We start from the raw sequence: 20,426 nt of genomic DNA on the forward strand, positions 1-20,426 counted from the left end.
CCGCGCCCACTCGGACGCGCGCGGTGTCACCACGGGAAGGGAACCGGCGACGGCACGGCGGCACCGCCCGTACCCGTGGGCACGGCGACACCCGGACGGCCGTCGTCCGGTAAGAGGGAAGCCCGGGACTCCGGAAGAGATCCGGGACACCGGGGGAGAAGCCCGTGGCGAGGGGCGCTCCGAGGCCGGCCCGACCGGTACGCCGGCACACCGTCCGGATAAAACAGGGGACGGCGGGGTCACACGGCGGGGCGAAAGGCCACCGGAGAGCCGGTGGCTAGCGTCTGGACGCCTCGGGGCTGGACATGCGGCCCACCCTAGTGAGCGGCGTTGCGATACGTCCACCGAATAAAACGACGGGAGGGGGTACGGCCCGAGCCGTACCCCCTCCCGCGCGCTTCCGGCCGGGCGACCGCACCGGATCAGCGCAGATTGTCTCCCCAGCCGCCCTGGATCATGGTCTGGAAAGCCCACTTCCCGCCCTGCCTGACCAAGATGTCGGCATACCGCAGCCGCTGGGTGGCGCCCTGCGCGGTCATGGTCGAGTCGGTGAAGACGACGGCCATGGCGGCGCTGAGGAAGACGGGCGTACGGACCGACTCGAAGCTGATGTCCTCCGAACCGTCCCCCATGACGTAGGTCATGGTCTCGATGAACTGGCGCCGGTCCCACTGGGCGGTGGCGGCCTCACCGGCTTCGTCGTCGCTGACGAGATTGAGAGGGAAGACCGCCCGGTCGGCCATCGCCTCGACATCCCGCCGGGCGGCGGCCGCGTCGTAATCGGCGAACCAGGCGTCGATCGAGGCGAGGTCGTCGGCGGTCGGGGTGTATCCGGCGTCGGGCAGCTGGACCACGTAAGCTCCTCACAGTGCTGTTCAAACTTGACTACGTCACTCTAGCCGCCCGTTCTCGCTCTAGTCAAACTTGATTAAGAGATGGGGGTGCGACCGTGCCGGTCCCGGTCCGCGTTTCGGCCGTGGACCCGGTGGGGACGGGGACCCACATGGCCACCACCCCCGCCCCCGGTACCCCCGCCGACCCCGCAGGTCCCGCCGCCGACGGCCCCCGCGATCCCGCCGCCGCGTTCGACGCGATCGGCGCCTCCTACGAGGACGCCTTCGCCGAAACCCCCGGCCGCCGAGCCTCCCTCGACGAACTTCTGACCCGGCTCGCCCCCGGCAGCCGTGTCCTCGACGTCGGCAGCGGAACCGGCCGCCCCACCGCCGAGGCCCTGGCAGCGGCAGGCCACCGGGTCACCGGCGTCGACATCTCGCCGGTGATGACGGAACTCGCCGCCCGCCGGGTCCCCGGCGCCGACTTCGTCCATGCCGACATCCGCGAACTCGACCTCCCCGAGGGGACGTACGACGCCGTCTGCGTCTACTTCGCCCTGCTCCAGATGGACCGCGCCGAACAGGCCCGGCTGCTCACCCGGCTCGTCCGCGCCCTCGCCCCCGGCGGCCATCTCGCCGTCGCCACCGTCGCCCTGGACGTGGAAGAGCTCGACGTCGTCTTCCTGGACCAGGCGATCCGGGTCACCAGCTTCGGCGCGGCACCCTTCAAGGACGTCGTCGGCGCGGCGGGCGCGACCGTACTGTGGGAACACACCGACGTCTTCACCCCGCCCGGCCCCGGCGCCACCACCGAGGAGCATCTCTTCCTGGTCTGCCGCCGCGACTGAACCGGCCACTCCCGGGCCCCGATACGGCGGCGGCCCTCAGCGGCAGAGCGCCAGTACGTCGTCGGCGAAGGACGGGAACTCCGCCCGCGCCCCGGCTATCACCTCGACCGCCCCCCGCCGGGCCGTCGTCGCGAACCGCTCCGCCACCCCGCCCGGCCCCGCACCGACCCGGACGCCGGGATCGTCGTACGACACCGCCTCCACCGGGCCGACCCCGTCCGCGAGCACCCACAGGAAGTCGGAGAGACACCCCGCCACCACACCGCACTCGCCCTCCGACCCCAGGAACACCACGGGCTGCCCGGCCGGGCCCCGGCCCGGACGTATCAGCCACAGCGCCGCCTGCCCGCCCGTACCGTCCCGGCCGAAGACCCGGAAGACGTCGCCGTCCACGTCGTCGTTCCCGGTCCAGTCCCGCAACCACTCGGTGGTGTACGCGGCCGAGCGGAAGGAGCCGTACATCTCGAAGTCGATCCGGTGCCCGGCGAAATCCACCCCGCCCAGCGCGGCCAGCGCCGCCGGGAAGGAGCGGCCGTCACCCTCGTGTTCCGTCATACCCGCAGGCTAACCACCGCCACTGACACCACCCGGGGCCCGCCCCACGGCAAACGGCCCGCCGAGGAGCCCGCCCCGGCGCCGCGGCCCGCCGTCCCCAGGTCACCGCCCCATCGGTCACCCGTCTGATACGGTGGCCAACCCCGTGACCGTGAACCGAGGAGCGGCAGACATGGCAGGCGTGGCAGGAGACGACGACATCTCCGGGTGATACCCGGATCGAGAAGCCGTCGGCAGATGCCCTGAGCATCGTCGATACGGCCCGTCGTCCCCCTTTCCCACCGGCGCCCTCGCGCCGGTGCGCCGACCTTCCCGTCTTCCGGTGCGGAGCGCCGTCTCCGTCCCGTAACCCCCTCACGAGGTATCCACCGTGTCCGACGCCTCCGTCGTCTGCTCCGACCTGTCCTTCGCCTGGCCCGACGACACCCCCGTCTTCACCGGGCTGTCCTTCACCGTCGGCCCCGGCCGCACCGGCCTGGTCGCCCCCAACGGCTCCGGCAAGAGCACCCTGCTCCGCCTCGTCGCCGGAGAGCTGCGGCCCACCGCCGGAACCGTCACCGTCGGCGGCACCCTCGGCTATCTGCCGCAGACCCTCCCGCTCACCGGCGACCTCACCGTCGCCCGGGTCCTCGGCGTCGACACCGTCATCCGCGCCCTCGACGCCGTCGAATCCGGCGACGTCGACGAAGCCCACTTCACCGTCATCGGCGACGACTGGGACATCGAGGAACGCACCCGCGCCCAGCTCGACCGGCTCGGCCTCGGCGGCCTCGCCCTCGACCGCACCCTCGCCACCCTCAGCGGCGGCCAGATCGTCACCCTCGGCCTCGCCGCCCAACTGCTCCGCGCCCCCGACGTCCTCCTCCTCGACGAACCCACCAACAACCTCGACCTCGACGCCCGCCGACGCCTCTACGACGTCCTGGAGAACTTCACCGGCACCCTCCTCCTCGTCAGCCACGACCGAGCCCTCCTCGACCGGATGGAACGCATCGCGGAACTCGGCCCCACCGGACTCCGCCTCTACGGCGGAGACTTCACCGCCTACGAGGAAGCCGTCCGCGCCGAACAGGACGTGGCCGAGAAGAACATCCGCAACGCCGAACAGGAACTCAAGCGCGAGAAGCGGGAACTCCAGCAGGCCCGCGAACGCGCCGACCGGCGCGCCAGCAACGCCGCCCGCAACCTCAAGAACGCCGGACTCCCCAGGATCTTCGCCGGAAACATGAAACGCGGCGCCCAGGAGGCCGCGGGCCGCGCCGGACAGACCCACGCCGCCCGCGTCACCGACGCCAAGGCCCGCCTCGACGAAGCCGAACGCGCGCTCCGCGACGACCAGCGGATCGCCATCGACCTGCCCGACACCACCGTCCCCGCCGGACGGAACCTCTTCCACGGCGAGAAACTCCGCATCCGCCTCGGCGACCGCGACGTCCTCGGCGACACCGGCACCGGCCTGACCATCCGCGGCCCCGAACGCATCGCCCTGACCGGCCCCAACGGCGCGGGCAAGACCACCGTCCTCCGGCTGATCAACGGCGACCTCGACCCCGACGACGGCACCGTCACCCGCGCGGCCGGACGGATCGCCTACCTCTCCCAGCGACTCGACCTGCTCGACCTCGACCGCACCGTCGCCGAGAACTTCGCCGCCGCCGCGCCCCACCGCCCCGAAGCCGAACGCCTCACCCTGCTCGCCCGCTTCCTCTTCCGCGGCGCCCGCGCCCATCTGCCCGCGGGCGCCCTCTCCGGCGGCGAACGGCTGCGCGCCACCCTGGCCTGCGTCCTCTGCGCCGACCCGGCGCCCCAGCTCCTCCTCCTCGACGAACCCACCAACAACCTCGACCTCGTCAGCGTCGGCCAGCTGGAGAGCGCCCTCGGCTCCTACCGGGGCGCGTTCGTCGTCGTCAGCCACGACGAGAGCTTCCTCGCCCGGATCGGCGTCAGCCGACGGCTGCGCCTCGCCGACGGCACCCTCACCGAAACCGGCACCCCCGGCGCCTGACCCCGGACGGCCGGGCGGCCCCACCGCCCGGCCGCCCGCATTCCCCCGTACGGCCTAGACTCCGTGATCACCCGAACCACCCAGGGGGAGTTGACACCACATGGCACACCACGAGCAGAGCCCGGCGGACCGGATCGACACCGGCCAGGCCCACTCGGCCCGCGTCTACGACTACATACTCGGCGGCAAGGACCACTACCAGGTCGACGTCGCGGCGGGCAACGCCATGTGCGCCGAATGGCCCGCCCTCCCCGTCCATATGCGGGCCAACCGCGCCTTCATGCACCGCGCCGCCCGCCACCTCGCCCGGACCGAAGGCATCCGCCAGTTCCTCGACATCGGCACCGGCCTGCCGACCTCCCCCAACCTTCATGAGATCGTCCAGGCGGAACGCCCCGACGCCGGCATCGTCTACGTCGACAACGACCCCATCGTGCTGGCCCACGCCCGCGCCCTGCTCACCAGCTCACCCGAGGGCCGTACCGCCTATGTCGACGCCGATATGCGCGACACCGAGGCGGTCCTCGGTTCCCCGGCCTTCCAGAACATCCTGGACCTCGGCGAACCCGTCGGCCTGATGGTGATCGGCATGGTCCACTTCATCATGCCGCCCGACGACCACACCCTGGTACGCCGCCTCCTCGACCCCCTCCCGTCCGGCAGCTTCCTCGCCATGACTATCGGAACCGCCGACTTCGCCCCCGACGAGGTCGGTCGTGTCGCGGGCGAGTACGCCCGCCGCGGCATGCCCATGAAGCTCCGGAACCGTACCGAGGCCGAGGCGTTCTTCGCCGGACTGGACCTGGTCGACCCCGGCCTGTGCCAGGTCCACCACTGGCGGCCCGACGCCGACGTGCCCGACTGCGACGACCGCGATATCGCCATGTACGGGGCAGTCGCCCGCAAGCCCTGACCCGCGCCCGCCCCGGCCGGGCCACGAGCCGTCCGCCCCGGCCGCGGGCTCCCGTCACAGCCGCCCGGCGGCCCGGTGCGGCACCCGGCGGGCCCGCCGGACCCGCCCGGCCAGTTCCGCCGCGTACCAGCAGACCGCGGCGGCCGTCGCGCCGAGCGCCGTCCCCAGCGCGTTCATCGCCAGATCACCGGAGTCGCAGCCCCGCCCCAGCCGGGGAAGCAGCGCCTGAGCCGTCTCGATCAGCGCCGACAGCACCGTCCCCGATACGACGACGGCGACCGGCCGCCGTACGGCCAGCGCCCCGAAGAACCCGACGGGTACGAACAGCGCGACATTGAGCCACCCTTCGGCGAAGAGGATCCGCCGCACCGGATCCACCGTGGTCTCGCAGGTGACGGCGGTATGCGGGGCGGAACCGACCGGCGGCAGCGTCAGCATCAGTACGGCCGCCACGGCGGCGGTGGCCAGCGCCCGGGCCACGGGCCTGCCGCCGCGTCTCCGCGCCACCGCGTAGACCGCGACCGTCGCCGCCACGGCGGCCAGTACCGCCGCCGCTACGAACGCGGGCGGCACATTGGCGGAGAGATAGTCCACGGAGAACCACTTCGTGCAGGATGCCGCGAACGACGGCACCGGAGAGGGAACAAAGGAGACACGGAACGGCCGGGGGAGTCGCGCTCACACCCGCCCGGCGGAGACGGGGGCGCCGCCCCGTCCGGCGGCCGACGCCACCGAGGCGACGACGGCCAGCAACAGCAGCGCGGCGAGCGGCGCGAGCGGGGAACGCCAGGCGAGCCCGGCGTCGGCGGCGAACGGCACCGCTGCCGTCGCCCCCGACGCGACCGCGAGCCGGGCCCCGCCTCCGTACTCCCGGGCCGTGAGCCCGCCCGCCCAGCCCAGCACCAGGAACGGCCACACCGCGTAGTCCGTCGACACCGGCAGCCGGTCCAGCGCCAGAGCCGTCAGCGGCAGCCAGACCGCCGCCCCGGCCGCACCCGCCAGGAGCCGTGCCCGCCGGACCGGGAACACCTCCGGCGGACAGGCCGCGAGCAGCGCGGCGGCCAGCAGCCCGGCGCCCCCGGTGGCGATCCCGTCCGGGGTCGCGCCGTCGACCGCCAGGACCAGCACCCCGCAGAGGGCCTGTGCGGCGGCGGCCCAGAGCCGTCCGGCGGCCCACCGCCCCGCCAGCGCCAGTACGGCGGAGACCACCAGAGCCGCGGCGGCCGCCGCCCGCGCCATGTCCCCGGCGAAGAAGGCGGGCGGACGGCCCTCCGCGCGCACGGCCGTGGCGTACGCGGCGAGATCGGCGAGTTCGAGCCCCGCGTACGCGGCCGACGCCGCCAGCACCAGCGGCGCCGCAGCCCCGCACAGCCGCCCCGCGGGCCGGCCAGAACCCAGCCCCGCCCGCAGCCGCAGCGCGTGCACCACGAGACCGAACGCCTCACGCCCCCGCTCGACGCGTCCGGCCCCCGCGGTCATCTCGTGGTAGACCGCCGCCACCTCGTCGCCGTACGCGTCCCGGAACCCGGACGGATAGAGCCGTATCAGACGGGTCATCAGGCACCGGCCGCGCTCGGGCCCAGCCGTCGTACCGCTTCCCGGGCCGTGGCGGCGAGCCGCTCCGCCTCGGCGGCCAGCACCTCCCGGCCCCGGTCGGAGAGCCCGTACGAACGGCGCAATCGGCTGTCGACGACCTCCTCGGCCCGGACCTCGATCAGCCCCTGGGCCACCAGCCGTTCCAGGGCGCTGTACAGCGTCCCGGTCCGCAGCGCGACCCGGCCACCGCTGATCTTCGCCACCTCCTGGATGATCGCGTATCCGTGCCGGGGCCGGTCGGCCAGTGCCGTCAGCACCAGCAGGGTCGGCTCCTGCATCGCCCGTTCAGTCATATCGACAACATATGCCGACCATCGGCATATGTTCAACTCCGGCCCGTGCGGCAGCCCTTGCCCGGTTCCCCACCGGCGCGGTCCGTACGGCGGCCTGCGATGGCACGGCGGGAAGCCGCCACCCCCGCCCGAGGAGCCGCAATGCCGTCGGTCCGCCGGTCGGCGCTTCCCGGGCCGGGCCCGCCAAAAGCCCCGCGACCGTACGCCCCCGGCCGGCCCGGACGCCGGATCCGCCGAGACCCTCCGCGACGAGGCCGTCGCCTGCGCCCGGGCCGTCCGGCGGGCCGGAGACAAAGCCCAACTCCCGGGATCAAGCCGAGTGGACCAGAATCCGCCAGGCGGCCGTACCGCAGACGGTCGTGACGGCCAGCGCGGCCAGCGGACGGCTCCACCGCGAACGCCCGGCCCTCGGCGCATCGCCCGTGTTCCGCGCCGTACGGTCCGCGCCGCCCGCCCCCACCGGGGCCTCCCGCACCCCCGCCACGACCCCGTCCCGGGCCCGCAGCCACTCCCGTACCGTCTCCTCGTCCCGGGTACAGGCCCGGACGAACGCGGCCAGCAGCTCCGCCCGCGGCAGGGTCCCGCGGGCCAGCGCCCCCGCCGCCGTACTGGACGGCAGAACGTCCCCCGAATCCCGTGCCCGCGTCGCGATCTGCCGGTACGTCAACCCGGACTCGTCCTTCAACCGGCGCATCCGCTCGACCAGCTCCTCCGGCGTCGAAACGGTCTCCGGACCCATGAGGCTGTTCACGACCATCAATCCCTTCCCGGACCGGCCGGCCCCGAGGCCCCGGCCCGCGCGCCCGACGGCGCCCGCGCACGCGAGCCCCGTCACCACGCGTCCCACCCGGCCGCCCCCGTGGCGGCCGGGTGGTCTCACACGCCCCACGGCGGTACGACCGTTCGCGTCGGCCGGGTGATCTCGTGACGCTCCCGCGTCCCCGGCCCCACGTTCCCCCGTCCGGTCCGCACCGCACCGTGGCGGAGCCGTGAACCCCGGCTCCGCCACCTATGCAACAGTCCTGCACATTGTTCGAGAACCCGACTTCGAGCTGTCCGAACAATGGTCTGGCGAGACCCCGCCCGGCGGTGTCGGATGGGCCCCGGGGGGCTCGTGCGCATACGGGCCACTGACAAGGGGGTATGTCATGGCGGGACGTCGAGAGGTGCCGGTCGACCCGGAAGCGGGCCCGGTCCAGCGATTCGCCTACGACCTACGGAAACTGCGGGAATCCGCCGGCCGCATGACCTACCGGGACATGGCACGCCGCGCGGGATACTCGGTAACGACCCTGTCCCAGGCCGCCGCGGGCGAACAACTCCCCTCGCTTCCCGTCGCCCTCGCCTACGCCACGGTGTGCGGCGGCGACCCCGACACCTGGGAGGCCAACTGGCGACGGGCCGCCGACGCCGTCGAGGAACGGACCGCCCGCGTCGTCCACCGCGACGCCACCGGGGCACCGTACCGGGGACTCGCCCGGTTCGAACCCGGCGACCACGACCTCTTCTTCGGCCGCGACACCCTCGTCACCGGCCTCACCGGACTGCTCGCCGCCCACCGGCTGGTGATGGTCACCGGCGCCTCCGGCAGCGGAAAATCGTCTCTCCTGCGGGCGGGCCTGATCGCCCGCCTCCGGCAGCCCTCCGACGGTGAATCCGCCCCGCCCTGCTCCGGCATCCGGATCCTCACCCCCGGCGCCCGCCCCGCCGCCACCCACACCCCCGTCCTCACCCCGCGGCCCCCCACCACCCCCGGCGAACCGGAACCCAGCCGTCCGAGGCCGGGTGACACGGTGATCGTCGTCGACCAGTTCGAAGAGGTCTTCACCCTCTGCCACGACCCCGCCGAACGCGCCCGCTTCATCGACCTGCTGCTCGCCGCCCGCGCCCCCGGCAGCGGACTCCGCGTCGTCGTCGCCGTCCGCGCCGACTTCTACGGCCACTGCACCGAACACCCCGAACTCGTCGACGTCCTCCGGGAGGCACATCTCCTCGTCGGACCCATGACCCGCACCGAACTGCGCCAGTCCGTCGTCGGCCCCGCCCGCGCCGCCGGACTGATCGTCGAACGCGAACTCACCGACCGCATCGTCGAGGAGACCGCGGGCGAACCCGGCGCCCTCCCCCTGATGTCCCACGCCCTGCAGGAAGTCTGGCGCCGCCGCCGAGGCCGTACCCTCACCCTCGCCGCCTACGAGGCCGTCGGCGGCGTCCGGGGCGCCGTCGCCGACACCGCCGAGGAGACCTACACCCGCCTCACCCCCGAACAAGGCCGCTCCGCCCGCCATATGCTGCTCCGGCTGATCACCCCCGGCCAGGGCTCCCAGGACACCCGCCGCCCCGCGCCCCGGGCCGAACTGGAGGACATCGGCGCCCTCGGCGCCGCGACCGTACTCGAAAGCCTCGCCCGCGCCCGGCTCGTCACCCTCGACGGCGACACCGCCGACCTCGCCCACGAAGCACTCATCACCGCCTGGCCCCGCCTGCGGTCCTGGATCGACGAGGAACGCGCCCGCCTCGTCGCCCACCGCAGACTCACCGACGACGCCGCCGCCTGGGAGGAACTCGACCGCGACCCCGACGCCCTCTACCGGGGCACCCGCCTCGCCGCCGCCGAGGAGGCGTTCCCCCCGCCCCACGACGGCCTCACCCCCACCGAACACGCCTTCCTCACCGCCGGCACCACCACCCGCGACCAGGAGATACGGTCCCGGATCCGGGCCGACCGCCGATTACGGCGGCTCATCGGCATGCTCGCCGTCCTCCTCGTCCTCGCCCTGGCCGGCGGCCTCACCGCCTGGCAGCAGAGCCGCGACATCGCCCGCCAGCGCGACAACGTCATCGCCGCCCAGGCATCCGCCCTCGCCCGGCAGCTCACGGCCCAGACCATCGCCCTCTTCGAGAGCAACCCGGAACTCGCCTCGCTGCTCGCCGTCCACGCCTACCGCCTCGGCCCGACCGCCGAAGCCACCGGCAGCCTCTACCGGATCGCCGAGTACCCGTTCCTGAGCCGGCGCCGGGTCGACGCCGCGCCCACCGCCCTCGCCGCCCTCGCCCCCGACCTGGGGTCCGTGACCTACGCCGCCGACACCCGGAGCACCCGCGTCTACGGGATCAGGTCCGGCCACCGCGACCTCACCCACCCCGGCGGCCCCGAAGGACCGGCCACCGCCCTGCGGATCGCCCCCGACGGCCTGACGTCCGCCACCGCCGCCGGCCCCGCCGTCGCCCTGCGGGACACCAGGACGGGCCGACTGCGCGCCCTCCTCACCGGCCACCGGGGGAGCGTCGAGATCCTCGCCTACGCACCCGACAGCCGTACCCTGGCCGGTGCCGACACCGACGGGACCGTCATCCTCTGGGACACCCGTACCGGACGCGCCCTCACCCCCCGCCCCGCCGTCCCCCCGGCCCCCGTCACGGCCCTCGCCCTCAACGGCACCACCCTCGCCACCGCCGACGCCGACGGCACCGTCCGCCTCCTCGACACCCGTACCGGACGCGCCCGCGTCCTCACCCGCGATGCCACCCGCCCCCGGAACACCACGACCACGGAACGGAACACCCCCCTCTCCTTCAGCCCCGACGGCCGCACCCTCGCCGTGGGACACCAGGACGGCGCCACCAGAATCTGGTCCACCACCACCGGCCGGGTCGACGCCACCTTCCCCGGATTCGCCGGCAGCCCGCAGTGGAACCTCTTCAGCCCCGACGGCAAGGCCCTCGCCATCGCCGACACCCTCACCAACACCGTACGACTCTGGGACGTATCGGAGAAAATGGTCTACGCCGTCATGGTGGGCCACGAAGGCCGCCTCACCACCCTCGCCTTCAGCCGCGACAGCGAAACCCTCGCGACCGTCGCCACCGACCGCACCGTCCGCCTCTGGCGCGCCCTCAACCAGCAGCGGCACGCCATACCCACCCGCGGAACGAGCATCGGCGGCCTCGCCTTCGCCCGCGACGGAAAGACCGCCGTCGCCGTCACCGGACTCGCCCCCGGCCGCTTCGACAAACCGCCCCGTACCTCCGGCATCCACGTCTGGAACAACCGGACCGGCACCCTCCGGCACATCCGCTCGGACCTCGACGCCGCCTCCGCCGTCACCCTCGCCGCCGACGCCGGGACCCTCGCCTACGCCGACCGCCGCGGCCTCGTCCGGATCACCGACACCACCACCGGACGCACCCGCCGCACCCTGCGGCACCCCGGGCCACCCCCGACCGTCGTCGCCCTCAGCGCCGACGGCACCCTCCTCGCCACCGGCAGCGGCCACACCGTCAGAATCTGGCACACCGCCACCGGAACCCTCCGCCGCACCCTCACCTCCCCCTCGGCGGGCCGACTCGTCTTCGACCCCCGGGGAGCCACCCTCGCCGCCGACGGCGCCGGAGCCGTCCGCCTGTGGGACCTCGCCACCGGCACCACCCGCCACATCCTCGACGTCCCCGAGACCGGAGACCTCGTCTTCAGCCCCGACGGTACGACCCTCGCCACCGGCGGCGGCTCCGTCCGCCTGTGGAACACCACGACCGGAACCCTCCGCCGCACCCTGCTCCGCCACACCCAGCCCTCCGTCGTCCTCGCCTTCAGCCCCGACGGCAGAACCCTCGCCATGAACGGCTTCCGCGCCCCCTACCTCTTCCGTGTCGCCCTCAGCGGCCAGGACTACGTCCACCTGTGGGACGTCGCCACCGGCCAGGCCCGACGAAGCTTCATCACCACCGACGCGGCACTCACCGCCCTCGCCTTCAGCCCCGACGGCAAAACCCTCGCCACCGGCGGCTCCCACGGCACCATCCGCCTGTGGCGGGTCTCCTTCCCCACCGTCACCGCGGCCATCGACCAGATCTGCGCCGCCGTCAACCGCGACCTCACCCCCCGCGAACACCGGAACTACCTGCCCGGCCGCGGCTACACCCCGGCCTGCCCCAAGACCGCCAAGGACTGACCGGCCCCGGACGGCCATGATCTACTGACGATCACACCGGACACCGCGCCCGCCCGGGAAGCCACCCGGCCACCCGGGAAATCAGGCGGAGACAAAAAAGGGGAGCCCGCGATCACCACGGCACCACACCACCCGCGACCGCCCGGCGGCCTCATCGTCTTCCTGAACGGCACCTCCAGCTCCGGCAAGAGCAGCATCGCCCGGGCCCTCGCCACCCACCTCGGCGAGCCCTGCTTCCACCTCCCGGTCGACGCCTTCCACGCCATGCGCTCCACCCCCGAACTCCCACCGGACGAACTCGCCGCCGTACTCCACCGCACCTGGCGGGGCTACCACCGCGCCGTCGCGGGCATGGCCGCGGCGGGCAACACCGTCATCGTCGACCACGTCCTGAGCGAACCCTGGCGCCTGCGCGACTGCCTCGACCTCTTCCACCCCCAGGACGTCGTCCTGGTCGGCGTCCACTGCCCCCGGCCGGAACTGGAACGCCGCGAACGAGCCCGCGGCGACCGCCCGCCCGGCCTGGCCGCGCGCCAGCTCGACCAGGTCCACGCCCACGGCGACTACGACCTGGTCTGCGACACCTCACAGGCCACCGCCGACGAATGCGCCCGGGCGATCGTCCACCACCTCTGCACCCGGACCCCGCCCACCGCCTTCCAGCGCCTGCGCGCCGCCACCCGAACCTAGGACGGCGTACGGGACCGGCCCGCCCCCGCGCCCGTACGCCCCCCGGCCCGCCCCCAGCCGTACGCGCCCCGCCGCGCCGGTCACCCGGTGTCGGCGGCGGCTCCGGACCACCCCTCGTCCGTTGCCCGCCGAATCACCCCGTGATCACCCCCCGTAAGCCGGTACGCGACGAGTCCGACACCCGGGACAGAGACGCCGCACGGCCCCTACGGCCGGGCGGCTACCGGCCCCAGATCCGTCCGCAGGGTCACCGTCCGGGACGCGAACCCCTGCCGCTCGTAGAACCGGACCGCCCCCGCGTTGGCGGAGTACGCCGTGACCTCCGCGGTCTCGGCACCCGCCGCCGAGGCCCACCGCAGAAACTCCCCGGCCAGCCGCTCCCCGACCGCCTGCCCCCGGAACGCGGGCCGCACATACATGCTCACCAGGGTCGCCGTCCTCACCGGCCGCATCGCCGACGGCTCCACCAGCGCCCCGGCGAGATGGCCGACGACCTCGCCGAGGTGATCGGCCACCAGGAGCAGCCGCCCCGGATCGTCCACCCCCTCGGCGAACCGGGCCGGCCCGTGCTCCCCGGGCCATCCGATGTCGATCTGCGGGTCCCGAGTCCCGGCGTCCTCGGCGAACAGCGCGCTGCTGCACGCCACGAGCCCCTCCACATCCCCGTGCCCGGCCCTGCGGACCACTACGTCCCCCATGTTCTCGCTCATGCATTCGATATTAACTCCGCGCGTCCCCACGCCACTTGGATAATTCCCACCGCCTGCCGCGGCTCGGACCCGCCGTCGGCACCCGCCCGGCCGGGCACCGGGCTCCGCCGTACGGGGGAGGAGCGGTTCGTTCCCGCGCGTGACGGCGACGGACCCGACGCGCAGGAGGATCGAGATATCCGAACACCCGCCGAGCGCCCGGAAAGGCCACCATGCCGACATCACCCGTACGATTCGCGGTCCCCCTCGTCGTCGCCGTCGCACTGATCGGCGTGGCGGGCCCCCCGGCCGCCGCCGACACCGGACAGCCGGCCGAACGCCCCGCCGTCACGGCACCCGCCGCCCCGGCCCTGGTGGGCGTCAGGGGATGGGCCCGGATGGACTACCCCGTCAAAGAGGAGGAGATCCGGATCTTCGTCGACGCCCGCGGCGTCGTCGGCCCGCGGAGCGAGAACGGAGGCGCCGCGCGCTCCTGGGGCACCTTCCGGATCCAGCACCTCATACCCGGGACCGACGGCCGCCCCCCGATCTTCAACTGGGGCGACTTCGCGGTCGACTGCGTCCGGGTCGACGGCTCCGAAGCGGCGGTCACCGGCCGGATCGTCGCGGCCGGACCGTACTGGCAGGAGTACCTGGAGCGCCGGCCGTCGGCACGGATGGGGCTCGGCTTCCGCATCCCCGCCGACGGCACCGCGCCCACCAGGGTCGGCATCACCGCCCCCACGGCGGCGGGCACCCCCGAAGTGGGGAAGTGCGCGGCGAAATCGCCGGACGCGGACGTCATCGAAGGCGGCTACCGCCTCCTCGACACCCGCGACTGACCCGCACATGCCCCACCGGCCGACCGGGTCCGACGAAACCCCGGCCGGACACGGGGGAGGCCGGCCGAACCGCCCCCGCCGCTACTCCGGCAGCGGCGCCAACCGGTCGAGCCGGTCACGATGAGCCCCGGACAGGACGAGATCCCCCGCCGCGACGTTCTCCTCCAGATGAGAGATCCGGGCGGTCCCGGGAATGGGCAGCATCACCGGCGAGTGCCCCAGCAGCCAGGCGATCGCCACCTGGGTCGGTGTCGCGCCGGCCTCCGCGGCCACCGCGGCGATCTCCGCCCGCGCACCCGAGTCACCCCACATGACGGGCCGCCACGGCAGAAACGCGATCCCCGCCGCCTCGCACGCCACGAGCACCGGCTCGTGCTCACGGTCGAGCAGGTTGTAGCGATTCTGTACGGTCGCGATCTCCACGATCTCCCGCGCCTGAGCGAGCTCCCCGACACCGACCTCGGAGAGTCCGATCCGGCCGATCTTGCCCTCGGCCCGCAGCTCCCGCAGAGCGCCGACCTGGTCGGCGAGCGGCGTCTCCGGGTCGATCCGGTGCAACTGCAGCAGCTCGATCCGCTCGACCCGCAGCCGCCGCAGAGCCTCCTCGACCTGAGCCCGCAGCACCTCCGGCCGCCCGTCGAGCCTCCACTCGTCCGACGCCTCCGCGAAGGAGACGCCGACCTTGGTGGTGACCAGCAGCCCGTCCCGATAGGGATACAGAGCCTCCGCCAACAGCTCCTCGTTGGCGCCCCGGCCGTACATGAACGCGGTGTCGATCAGATCGACCCCCAGTTCCACGGCCCGCCGCGCGACCGCCAACGAGTTCTCCCGGTCCCCTCCCGGCTCCGTCGGCAGATGCATGGCCCCGAACCCCAGCCGCCGTACTTTCAGATCGCCACCGACAAGAAACTCGGCCGATGTCATCAAACGCCCCACCTCCGTTTGATCGGCCACCCTAACAAGGGCGTTGAGGCGGAAAGCCGCCCGGCGGACCGGACACCCCCACCCCCGCGGCCCCGCCCGGACCACCCCCGACACCAACACCCCGGGGGCGCGGAGACGTACACCGAACCGCTCCCGTGCGCACGGGCGCCGCTCCCGAGCCGCCCACGCCCTCCCCGCGCACGCCACCCGGTCCCTAGCCTGGGTGCCCCACCCTCACGATCGCGCGCCCCCACCACTTGTATCCGTGTCAGGGAGGAAACCCATGCTCCGCTTACGACTCTCCGCCGCTGCCGCCGCCGTGACCGCCGCGGCCCTCCTCACCGGAGCCGGAAGCGTCACCACCGCCTCGGCCCAATCGACCCGCTTCCACGACGGCAGCTTCGAGTACCCCACCGCGCCCGCCAATCTCTTCACCCCCTACTTCCCCGGGCAGCTCATCGGCCCCTGGCAGGTCACCGACGGAGCCGTCGATCTGATCGGCGCCGGAACCTGGCAGGCGGCCGAAGGCGACCAGTCCGTCGACCTCAACGGCACCGGCGCCGTATCCCAGACGTTCACCACCACCCCCGGCGCCGGCTACACCGTCACCTACGCCCTCGCGGGCAACCCCCTGGACGCCCCGGCGCTCAAGACGGGCAAGGTTCTCGTCGACGGCCAGAACGTCCAGGACTTCTCCTTCGACGTCACCGGCAAGACCTATACCGCCATGGGCTATGTCCGCCGACAACTCACCTTCGTCGCCACCAACCCCACCACCACCCTCACCTTCGCCGGCACCACAGGCCCCACCGCCCCCAATGGCGCCGTCATCGACGATGTCCGCGTCGAACGCGGCACCCCCTGCTCGTCCTGCGCCACGCCATGACGACGGCCGCCCCACACCGGCCCGACCCGCCGACCGGCCCGTCGGCGTGACCGCCGCGAGGGGCGTCCCGGACCGCCCGGCCGTACGAGACATCAGCGGGGAGGTACCCGCCCGGTAAGCCCTTCCCATGCTCGCTGCGCCGTCTCCAGCTCCGACTCCGCGCTCTTGCGCTGCGGATCGTGCCGGTTGCGCTGCCGCGTCTCCCGGAGCCGGTCACGCGCCGCGTCGCGGGCGCGGGTATCCTCCCGGGCCTCCCCGAGTTCCTTCTCGGTCTTCTTGATCTGCCGGGGCCTGCGGGCAACGGCGACATTCTCGTCGGCGACCGCGTTCTGAATGAGGACCGCGAAGTCCCCCACCGTCACCTCGTCGAAGTACTCCTGATCGGAGTCGGCCGGAGCCTGAAGGGAGAACTTCGCCCGGTGCACTCGCCCCGTGGCATCGGTCAGATAGATGGAGTGCACCTGCTGCCCCGCCTCGAAACGGACATCAAGACCGGCCAGTTCGACCGAGCGTGAACCCACGGCGGAATTCACCATCACCACACGCTCGAACAGCACGAGCTCCCCCAGACTGCCCAGCCGCGCACCGGACCCGGGGCGGCGCAGCCCCGCCAACCGCTGCTCCAGCCTGTGCAGATGTGCCTCAAAGGCGGCATCGGCCGACGTCACCCCGGCCAGCGCGGCGGACTCCGCCCGCGCGGCCCGCCGCACCACCTCCCGCGCGGAGCCACGTGCCGCGTCCAGCCCCAGCCGCTCGGACTCGTACGCGCGACTGAACGCGAACGCCCAGCCGCCCGGATAGCGATGACGTCGCCACACCAGATAGATCCCCGAGCCGACCACGACCGCCACGATCAGCCACACCACGCCCATAGCCACCCCTCCGCCTCCTCGCCGGTGGCCCTTTTCCTACCGCCCCGCGGCCCGCCACCGCACCCGATTCGCCACAGACGTCGGCAACACCACATCCCACCCACAGGCCCACGCCCCACCTATCACACCCGCCACCTCCCGAGTCCTCCTGAAGGCGGCGCGGAACGCCGCCCACGAGTGGCAACCATCACGGGCCACCCGGTCGGTGCCGCGCTCGTCGCAGCGGCACCGACCGGGTGCCGGTGAGGGGCGGTCCGCCCCGGCTCGGGCCTGACACGGGCCGGGGGGGGACACGAGGCGCGCTGAATCTACGGAAGGCGTGACGTCAACGGACCGCGTTCATCAGCTCACCGTCGGGGGTGTCACTGGCCAGCTCCCACAGAAAGGTGCCTCCCAGACCCTGTCGCTTCCCGTACGTGACCTTCTCCGCGACCGTGTCCGGGGTGTCATAGCTCCACCAGTCGGTACCGCAATGCGCGTACGCGGTCCCGGCGATCCGCCCACCGGCCGGGCACAGACTCCTCAGCACCCGGTAGTGATCAACACCGGGATTCCCCGTTCCCCACGCCGGACCCGCCGCGCCCCCACCCGGTGCCGACCGGGTGACCCCTCTCCAGCCATAGCCCTGAAAGGAGATCCCGAGCAGCAGCTTGCGCGCGGGGACGTCCTGCTCCCTCAGCTTCCGGACCGCCGCGTCGACGGTCGCGTACCGCTGCGGAATGCCCGGGTAGGCCCGGAGCGGGGCGTGCGGGGCGGTCGGCCCCAGGGTCTCGTGCCGACCGTACAGTTGGTAGGTCATCACATGGAACCAGTCGACGTCGTCGGCCGCCTCCGCGAAATCGGTCGCGTCGATCCCCCCGCCCGGCGCGGCGTCGCCGGGAATCGTCGCCGTGACCAGATCGCCGCCGAACTCCGCGCGCATCGCGGACATCAGGGTCCGGAACGATTCGTCACCGCGATTGGCGTACTCCCAGTCGATGTCGATCCCGTCGAACACATCACCCCAGCGTGGATCCTCGACCAGCGCCCGGCAGGACCGGGCGAACCTGCGGGCCTCGTCCGGCGACTCGCCCAGATCTTCCAGCCAGGACCACCGGGTGAACGACCAGACCACCTTCAGACGGGGATACAGCCTCTTGAGCTTGCGCAGCTGATTGACGCTGCCCCATCCCGGCTGCTGCCAAGAATCGGCGACCCCGTCCACACTGTCCTCGGCGCTGTAGTACTTGCCGAAGTCGGTGTCCGGATCCCCGGGGTAGCAGCCTCTGCTCTCGACCACACCGTGGAAGTACCGGATATGCGTCAGCTTCCCCGCTGCTCCCGAAGTGTGGAGGTTCTTGATGTGTCTGTTGGGGTGATAGGCGCTCCAGTTGGTGAATGTGCCGACGACCTTGTTCCCCTGGTCGTGCCTGTCCTGGGGCGAGGTCCCGGATGGTGCCGCCGCGGACGGGGAAGCGGATGCGACGGGGACTGTGCCGGCGAGCAGCGCCGCGCCGAGTGCGGCGCTGCAAGCCACTGCGATCAGGGCTCGTAATCGGGTACGCGGACGATGGTCAGCGATCATCGGATCTCCTCCTGCGCCACTGGGAGAGTGCCTGAAGACCCGACCCCTGTACAGACTCGTCAGCACACCGTGTGCCGTGAGCCGAATAGGCCGCGGGAGCCTTGTCAGTGGCGGCGGCTACGGTTTCGGCATGGTCAGCAACGGAGACGATCGGACCCTGTCGCCGCCCGTGGAGGAGTCCTGGGCCCGGATCGACGCATGGCTCGTACGGCACGCGCCGGAGACACTGCGGTCGCTGCGCCCGCCCGTGACCACGGAGGCGATAGCGGAAGCCGAGCGGACCCTGGGGCTCGCGTTCTGCCCGGACCTCGTGGCGTCCCTGCTGTGCCACGACGGCACCGATCTCGACACGGGCGTGCTGACGGTGGACGGCGTCACCCTGTCCCCCCTCGCCGGCATCGTGGCGGACTCCCTGTTCCGGCGTGACATCGGCAGGGACACGGAGGAGTTCGGCGAAGCGGAGCTGGCGGCGTACTGGCGCGACCATTGGGTGATGATCACCCGTGGTGTGGCCGGGGACTCGTACGACGGCCGGTTCATCACCCACCGGCCCGGCGAGGACTACGGGCGGGTCGGACGCTTCTTCACCGGGGACGCGCCGTCGTTCACGGAGTGGGGATCGCTGCGGGCGATGCTGGCGGACCTCGCCGACGCGCTGGAGCACCGGCGCCCGATGCGCGGTGAGGTGCCGATCGTGCACGGCGGCGCCGTGCACTGGGAGGGGGTCCCGGCACCGGTCGGCGACCCGGTCTCCCTGCTGGAGCTCGCCGAGCGGGCGGGGGAGCCCGAACGGCCGGACCGGCCCGCGTCACTCCACACGCCGTACGGTGCTCTCCTTCAGGCCGCCGCCGGTGCCGAGACGCCGTCGGACGGCCAGGACCCCTCCGCACTGTCGTTCGTCCATGTGGCCTACCCGCGCCGAAGCCCGGCCCCGTACCAGCCGGATGTCCTCTTCGCCGAGGGGATGCCCCCCGGTGAACTGCTGCTCCGTATGGGTGTGAGGCCCGAATCGCTGCGGGAGCGGAGCAAGGGACAGGCCGTGTTCGCGGCCTCCCGGCTGTGGGCGGCGACCCGTCCGATGGTCCGGGCGGGAACGTGCGGCGCGTGGAGCTTCGTGGTCCAGGAAGGGGGAGACATCCGGCCGCACGAAGCCGAGCTACGGCGGCCCGAGGTCTTGCGCCGGGTCTCCGCCGCTTCCCGCGCGGTCCTGCTCTACGGGCAGGGCAACAGCGTGACCCGGACGGTGTACGAGGACGGGAGCCCGGCGGCCGACGACGAGCAGCAGGCTCCCTTCGACCCCGCGTCGGCCGACCCCTGGGGGGCCGCGCGCCCCCTGTACGCGCGGATGCTGGCGGAGCTGCGGCCGGACTTCGGGATCGACTTCGACCCGGTGGAGGCCACCCGGGGCGAGCTGCTGTCCGGCCTCGTACTGAGATATCCCGATGACCTCCGGGCCCCCGATCCGGACCCGGACGGGGAATTCGAGCTCGATCCGGAGGACATGCGGGACTTCGATCTCGGCGCGATCGTCGCCGCGAACTCGGACGAGGTGCTACGACGGCTGTTCCTCCGGCAGCTCCGCAGGCTGATGACCGAAACCGGCCTCGACGGCTTCCCCGAGATATCCGGCGCCCTGGACCTCCTGGACCGCGGCGAACCCGTCGCGAGCGGGGACGACACCCCGCTCGATCTCCGAACGCGCCGCATCGAGGCGGAGATGCGTGCCTCGTTCACGGTCGGGATACACCGCCGGGCGGAGGAGACGGAGGTCGCCCCGGACGAGCTACGGGGCTGGGGAACCCGCTACAACGGGGCGGAAGCGCTCCGGAGGTTCATCCGCTTTCCACTGCTCGTCGGGGGATCGGCCGTCCTGCACTCCCGGCTGTCACCCGACTGGCGGGCGGAGGTCCTCGCGGACCTGACGGCCGTCCGGGCGGAAACCCACGAGAACCCCTGAGCATGCT

At 73.0% G+C, this 20,426-nt stretch carries 18 protein-coding genes; 8 read left to right on the forward strand and 10 right to left on the reverse strand.

Annotated features, from left to right (window positions below; translation table 11 throughout):
* Positions 1 to 422: 422 nt before the first annotated feature.
* The gene (locus tag AB0G74_RS24220) at positions 423 to 854 is read right to left on the reverse strand and encodes a nuclear transport factor 2 family protein (RefSeq protein WP_361149810.1); all 432 of its coding nucleotides are present in this window, start codon (positions 852 to 854) and stop codon (positions 423 to 425) included.
* A gap of 149 nt (positions 855 to 1,003) precedes the next feature.
* On the opposite strand from AB0G74_RS24220, the gene AB0G74_RS24225 reads away from it, so the two are divergent.
* Positions 1,004 to 1,681: a class I SAM-dependent methyltransferase gene (locus tag AB0G74_RS24225; RefSeq protein WP_361149812.1), complete on the forward strand. Its 678-nt coding sequence runs from the start codon at positions 1,004 to 1,006 to the stop codon at positions 1,679 to 1,681.
* Positions 1,682 to 1,717: 36 nt separating this feature from the next.
* On the opposite strand, the gene AB0G74_RS24230 is transcribed toward AB0G74_RS24225, so the two are convergent.
* The gene (locus AB0G74_RS24230) at positions 1,718 to 2,236 is read right to left on the reverse strand and encodes an SMI1/KNR4 family protein (RefSeq protein WP_361149815.1); all 519 of its coding nucleotides are present in this window, start codon (positions 2,234 to 2,236) and stop codon (positions 1,718 to 1,720) included.
* Between the two features lie 370 nt (positions 2,237 to 2,606).
* Between AB0G74_RS24230 and AB0G74_RS24235 the strand changes: the two genes are divergently transcribed.
* Positions 2,607 to 4,241, forward strand: coding sequence for an ABC-F family ATP-binding cassette domain-containing protein (locus tag AB0G74_RS24235; RefSeq protein WP_361149818.1), 1,635 nt, complete (start codon positions 2,607 to 2,609; stop codon positions 4,239 to 4,241).
* Between the two features lie 100 nt (positions 4,242 to 4,341).
* The gene (locus AB0G74_RS24240; RefSeq protein ID WP_361149820.1) at positions 4,342 to 5,154 is read left to right on the forward strand and encodes an SAM-dependent methyltransferase; all 813 of its coding nucleotides are present in this window, start codon (positions 4,342 to 4,344) and stop codon (positions 5,152 to 5,154) included.
* Between the two features lie 54 nt (positions 5,155 to 5,208).
* On the opposite strand, the gene AB0G74_RS24245 is transcribed toward AB0G74_RS24240, so the two are convergent.
* The 4 genes from AB0G74_RS24245 to AB0G74_RS24260 form a co-directional block, all read right to left on the reverse strand.
* A complete protein-coding gene (locus AB0G74_RS24245) occupies positions 5,209 to 5,748 on the reverse strand; it encodes a VanZ family protein (protein WP_361149823.1) in 540 nt (179 codons plus the stop codon).
* 84 nt (positions 5,749 to 5,832) lie between these two features.
* Complete coding sequence (locus tag AB0G74_RS24250; protein WP_361149825.1) at positions 5,833 to 6,711, reverse strand: hypothetical protein; 879 nt, start codon at positions 6,709 to 6,711, stop codon at positions 5,833 to 5,835.
* Positions 6,711 to 7,043 carry a PadR family transcriptional regulator gene (locus AB0G74_RS24255; protein WP_361149828.1) on the reverse strand — a complete coding sequence of 111 codons (333 nt, stop codon included), beginning with the start codon at positions 7,041 to 7,043 and terminating at the stop codon, positions 6,711 to 6,713. The genes AB0G74_RS24250 and AB0G74_RS24255 overlap by 1 nt, the downstream gene beginning before the upstream one ends.
* A gap of 310 nt (positions 7,044 to 7,353) precedes the next feature.
* A complete protein-coding gene (locus tag AB0G74_RS24260) occupies positions 7,354 to 7,794 on the reverse strand; it encodes a hypothetical protein (protein WP_361149831.1) in 441 nt (146 codons plus the stop codon).
* 397 nt (positions 7,795 to 8,191) lie between these two features.
* Between AB0G74_RS24260 and AB0G74_RS24265 the strand changes: the two genes are divergently transcribed.
* Positions 8,192 to 11,995, forward strand: a complete 3,804-nt coding sequence (locus AB0G74_RS24265) for a helix-turn-helix domain-containing protein (protein ID WP_361149834.1) — start codon at positions 8,192 to 8,194, stop codon at positions 11,993 to 11,995.
* A 111-nt stretch (positions 11,996 to 12,106) separates the two neighbouring features.
* Positions 12,107 to 12,685, forward strand: a complete 579-nt coding sequence (locus AB0G74_RS24270) for an AAA family ATPase (protein ID WP_361149886.1) — start codon at positions 12,107 to 12,109, stop codon at positions 12,683 to 12,685.
* Positions 12,686 to 12,891: 206 nt separating this feature from the next.
* Here the strand turns inward: AB0G74_RS24270 and AB0G74_RS24275 are convergent, their stop codons facing one another.
* Entirely contained in the window at positions 12,892 to 13,395 is a 504-nt protein-coding gene (locus AB0G74_RS24275; protein ID WP_361149837.1) for a GNAT family N-acetyltransferase, read from the reverse strand.
* A gap of 212 nt (positions 13,396 to 13,607) precedes the next feature.
* On the opposite strand from AB0G74_RS24275, the gene AB0G74_RS24280 reads away from it, so the two are divergent.
* A complete protein-coding gene (locus AB0G74_RS24280; protein ID WP_361149839.1) occupies positions 13,608 to 14,216 on the forward strand; it encodes a hypothetical protein in 609 nt (202 codons plus the stop codon).
* Positions 14,217 to 14,297: 81 nt separating this feature from the next.
* Here the strand turns inward: AB0G74_RS24280 and AB0G74_RS24285 are convergent, their stop codons facing one another.
* A complete protein-coding gene (locus tag AB0G74_RS24285; RefSeq protein ID WP_361149842.1) occupies positions 14,298 to 15,140 on the reverse strand; it encodes an aldo/keto reductase in 843 nt (280 codons plus the stop codon).
* Positions 15,141 to 15,423: 283 nt separating this feature from the next.
* On the opposite strand from AB0G74_RS24285, the gene AB0G74_RS24290 reads away from it, so the two are divergent.
* Complete coding sequence (locus tag AB0G74_RS24290) at positions 15,424 to 16,026, forward strand: choice-of-anchor C family protein (protein WP_361149845.1); 603 nt, start codon at positions 15,424 to 15,426, stop codon at positions 16,024 to 16,026.
* A gap of 92 nt (positions 16,027 to 16,118) precedes the next feature.
* Here AB0G74_RS24290 and AB0G74_RS24295 read toward each other — a convergent pair whose 3' ends face one another.
* Entirely contained in the window at positions 16,119 to 16,892 is a 774-nt protein-coding gene (locus AB0G74_RS24295) for a hypothetical protein (RefSeq protein ID WP_361149847.1), read from the reverse strand.
* Between the two features lie 331 nt (positions 16,893 to 17,223).
* Complete coding sequence (locus AB0G74_RS24300; RefSeq protein WP_361149849.1) at positions 17,224 to 18,462, reverse strand: glycosyl hydrolase family 18 protein; 1,239 nt, start codon at positions 18,460 to 18,462, stop codon at positions 17,224 to 17,226.
* A 130-nt stretch (positions 18,463 to 18,592) separates the two neighbouring features.
* On the opposite strand from AB0G74_RS24300, the gene AB0G74_RS24305 reads away from it, so the two are divergent.
* Positions 18,593 to 20,419, forward strand: a complete 1,827-nt coding sequence (locus AB0G74_RS24305) for an SMI1/KNR4 family protein (protein WP_361149852.1) — start codon at positions 18,593 to 18,595, stop codon at positions 20,417 to 20,419.
* The last annotated feature ends 7 nt before the right edge of the window (positions 20,420 to 20,426 follow it).

Origin of the sequence: Streptomyces sp. NPDC020875, from assembly GCF_040641415.1 — a bacterium.
In the GTDB taxonomy this organism is placed as follows: domain Bacteria; phylum Actinomycetota; class Actinomycetes; order Streptomycetales; family Streptomycetaceae; genus Streptomyces.

Excerpts from the sequence above, each read along its gene's own strand:
- AB0G74_RS24225 (WP_361149812.1), top strand. The coding sequence starts at position 1,004 with ATGGCCACCACCCCCGCCCCCGGTACCCCCGCCGACCCCGCAGGTCCC.
- AB0G74_RS24230 (WP_361149815.1), bottom strand. The coding sequence starts at position 2,236 with ATGACGGAACACGAGGGTGACGGCCGCTCCTTCCCGGCGGCGCTGGCC.
- AB0G74_RS24240 (WP_361149820.1), top strand. The coding sequence starts at position 4,342 with ATGGCACACCACGAGCAGAGCCCGGCGGACCGGATCGACACCGGCCAG.
- AB0G74_RS24250 (WP_361149825.1), bottom strand. The coding sequence starts at position 6,711 with ATGACCCGTCTGATACGGCTCTATCCGTCCGGGTTCCGGGACGCGTAC.
- AB0G74_RS24255 (WP_361149828.1), bottom strand. The coding sequence starts at position 7,043 with ATGACTGAACGGGCGATGCAGGAGCCGACCCTGCTGGTGCTGACGGCA.
- AB0G74_RS24265 (WP_361149834.1), top strand. The coding sequence starts at position 8,192 with ATGGCGGGACGTCGAGAGGTGCCGGTCGACCCGGAAGCGGGCCCGGTC.
- AB0G74_RS24275 (WP_361149837.1), bottom strand. The coding sequence starts at position 13,395 with ATGAGCGAGAACATGGGGGACGTAGTGGTCCGCAGGGCCGGGCACGGG.
- AB0G74_RS24280 (WP_361149839.1), top strand. The coding sequence starts at position 13,608 with ATGCCGACATCACCCGTACGATTCGCGGTCCCCCTCGTCGTCGCCGTC.
- AB0G74_RS24285 (WP_361149842.1), bottom strand. The coding sequence starts at position 15,140 with ATGACATCGGCCGAGTTTCTTGTCGGTGGCGATCTGAAAGTACGGCGG.
- AB0G74_RS24290 (WP_361149845.1), top strand. The coding sequence starts at position 15,424 with ATGCTCCGCTTACGACTCTCCGCCGCTGCCGCCGCCGTGACCGCCGCG.
- AB0G74_RS24300 (WP_361149849.1), bottom strand. The coding sequence starts at position 18,462 with ATGATCGCTGACCATCGTCCGCGTACCCGATTACGAGCCCTGATCGCA.
- AB0G74_RS24305 (WP_361149852.1), top strand. The coding sequence starts at position 18,593 with ATGGTCAGCAACGGAGACGATCGGACCCTGTCGCCGCCCGTGGAGGAG.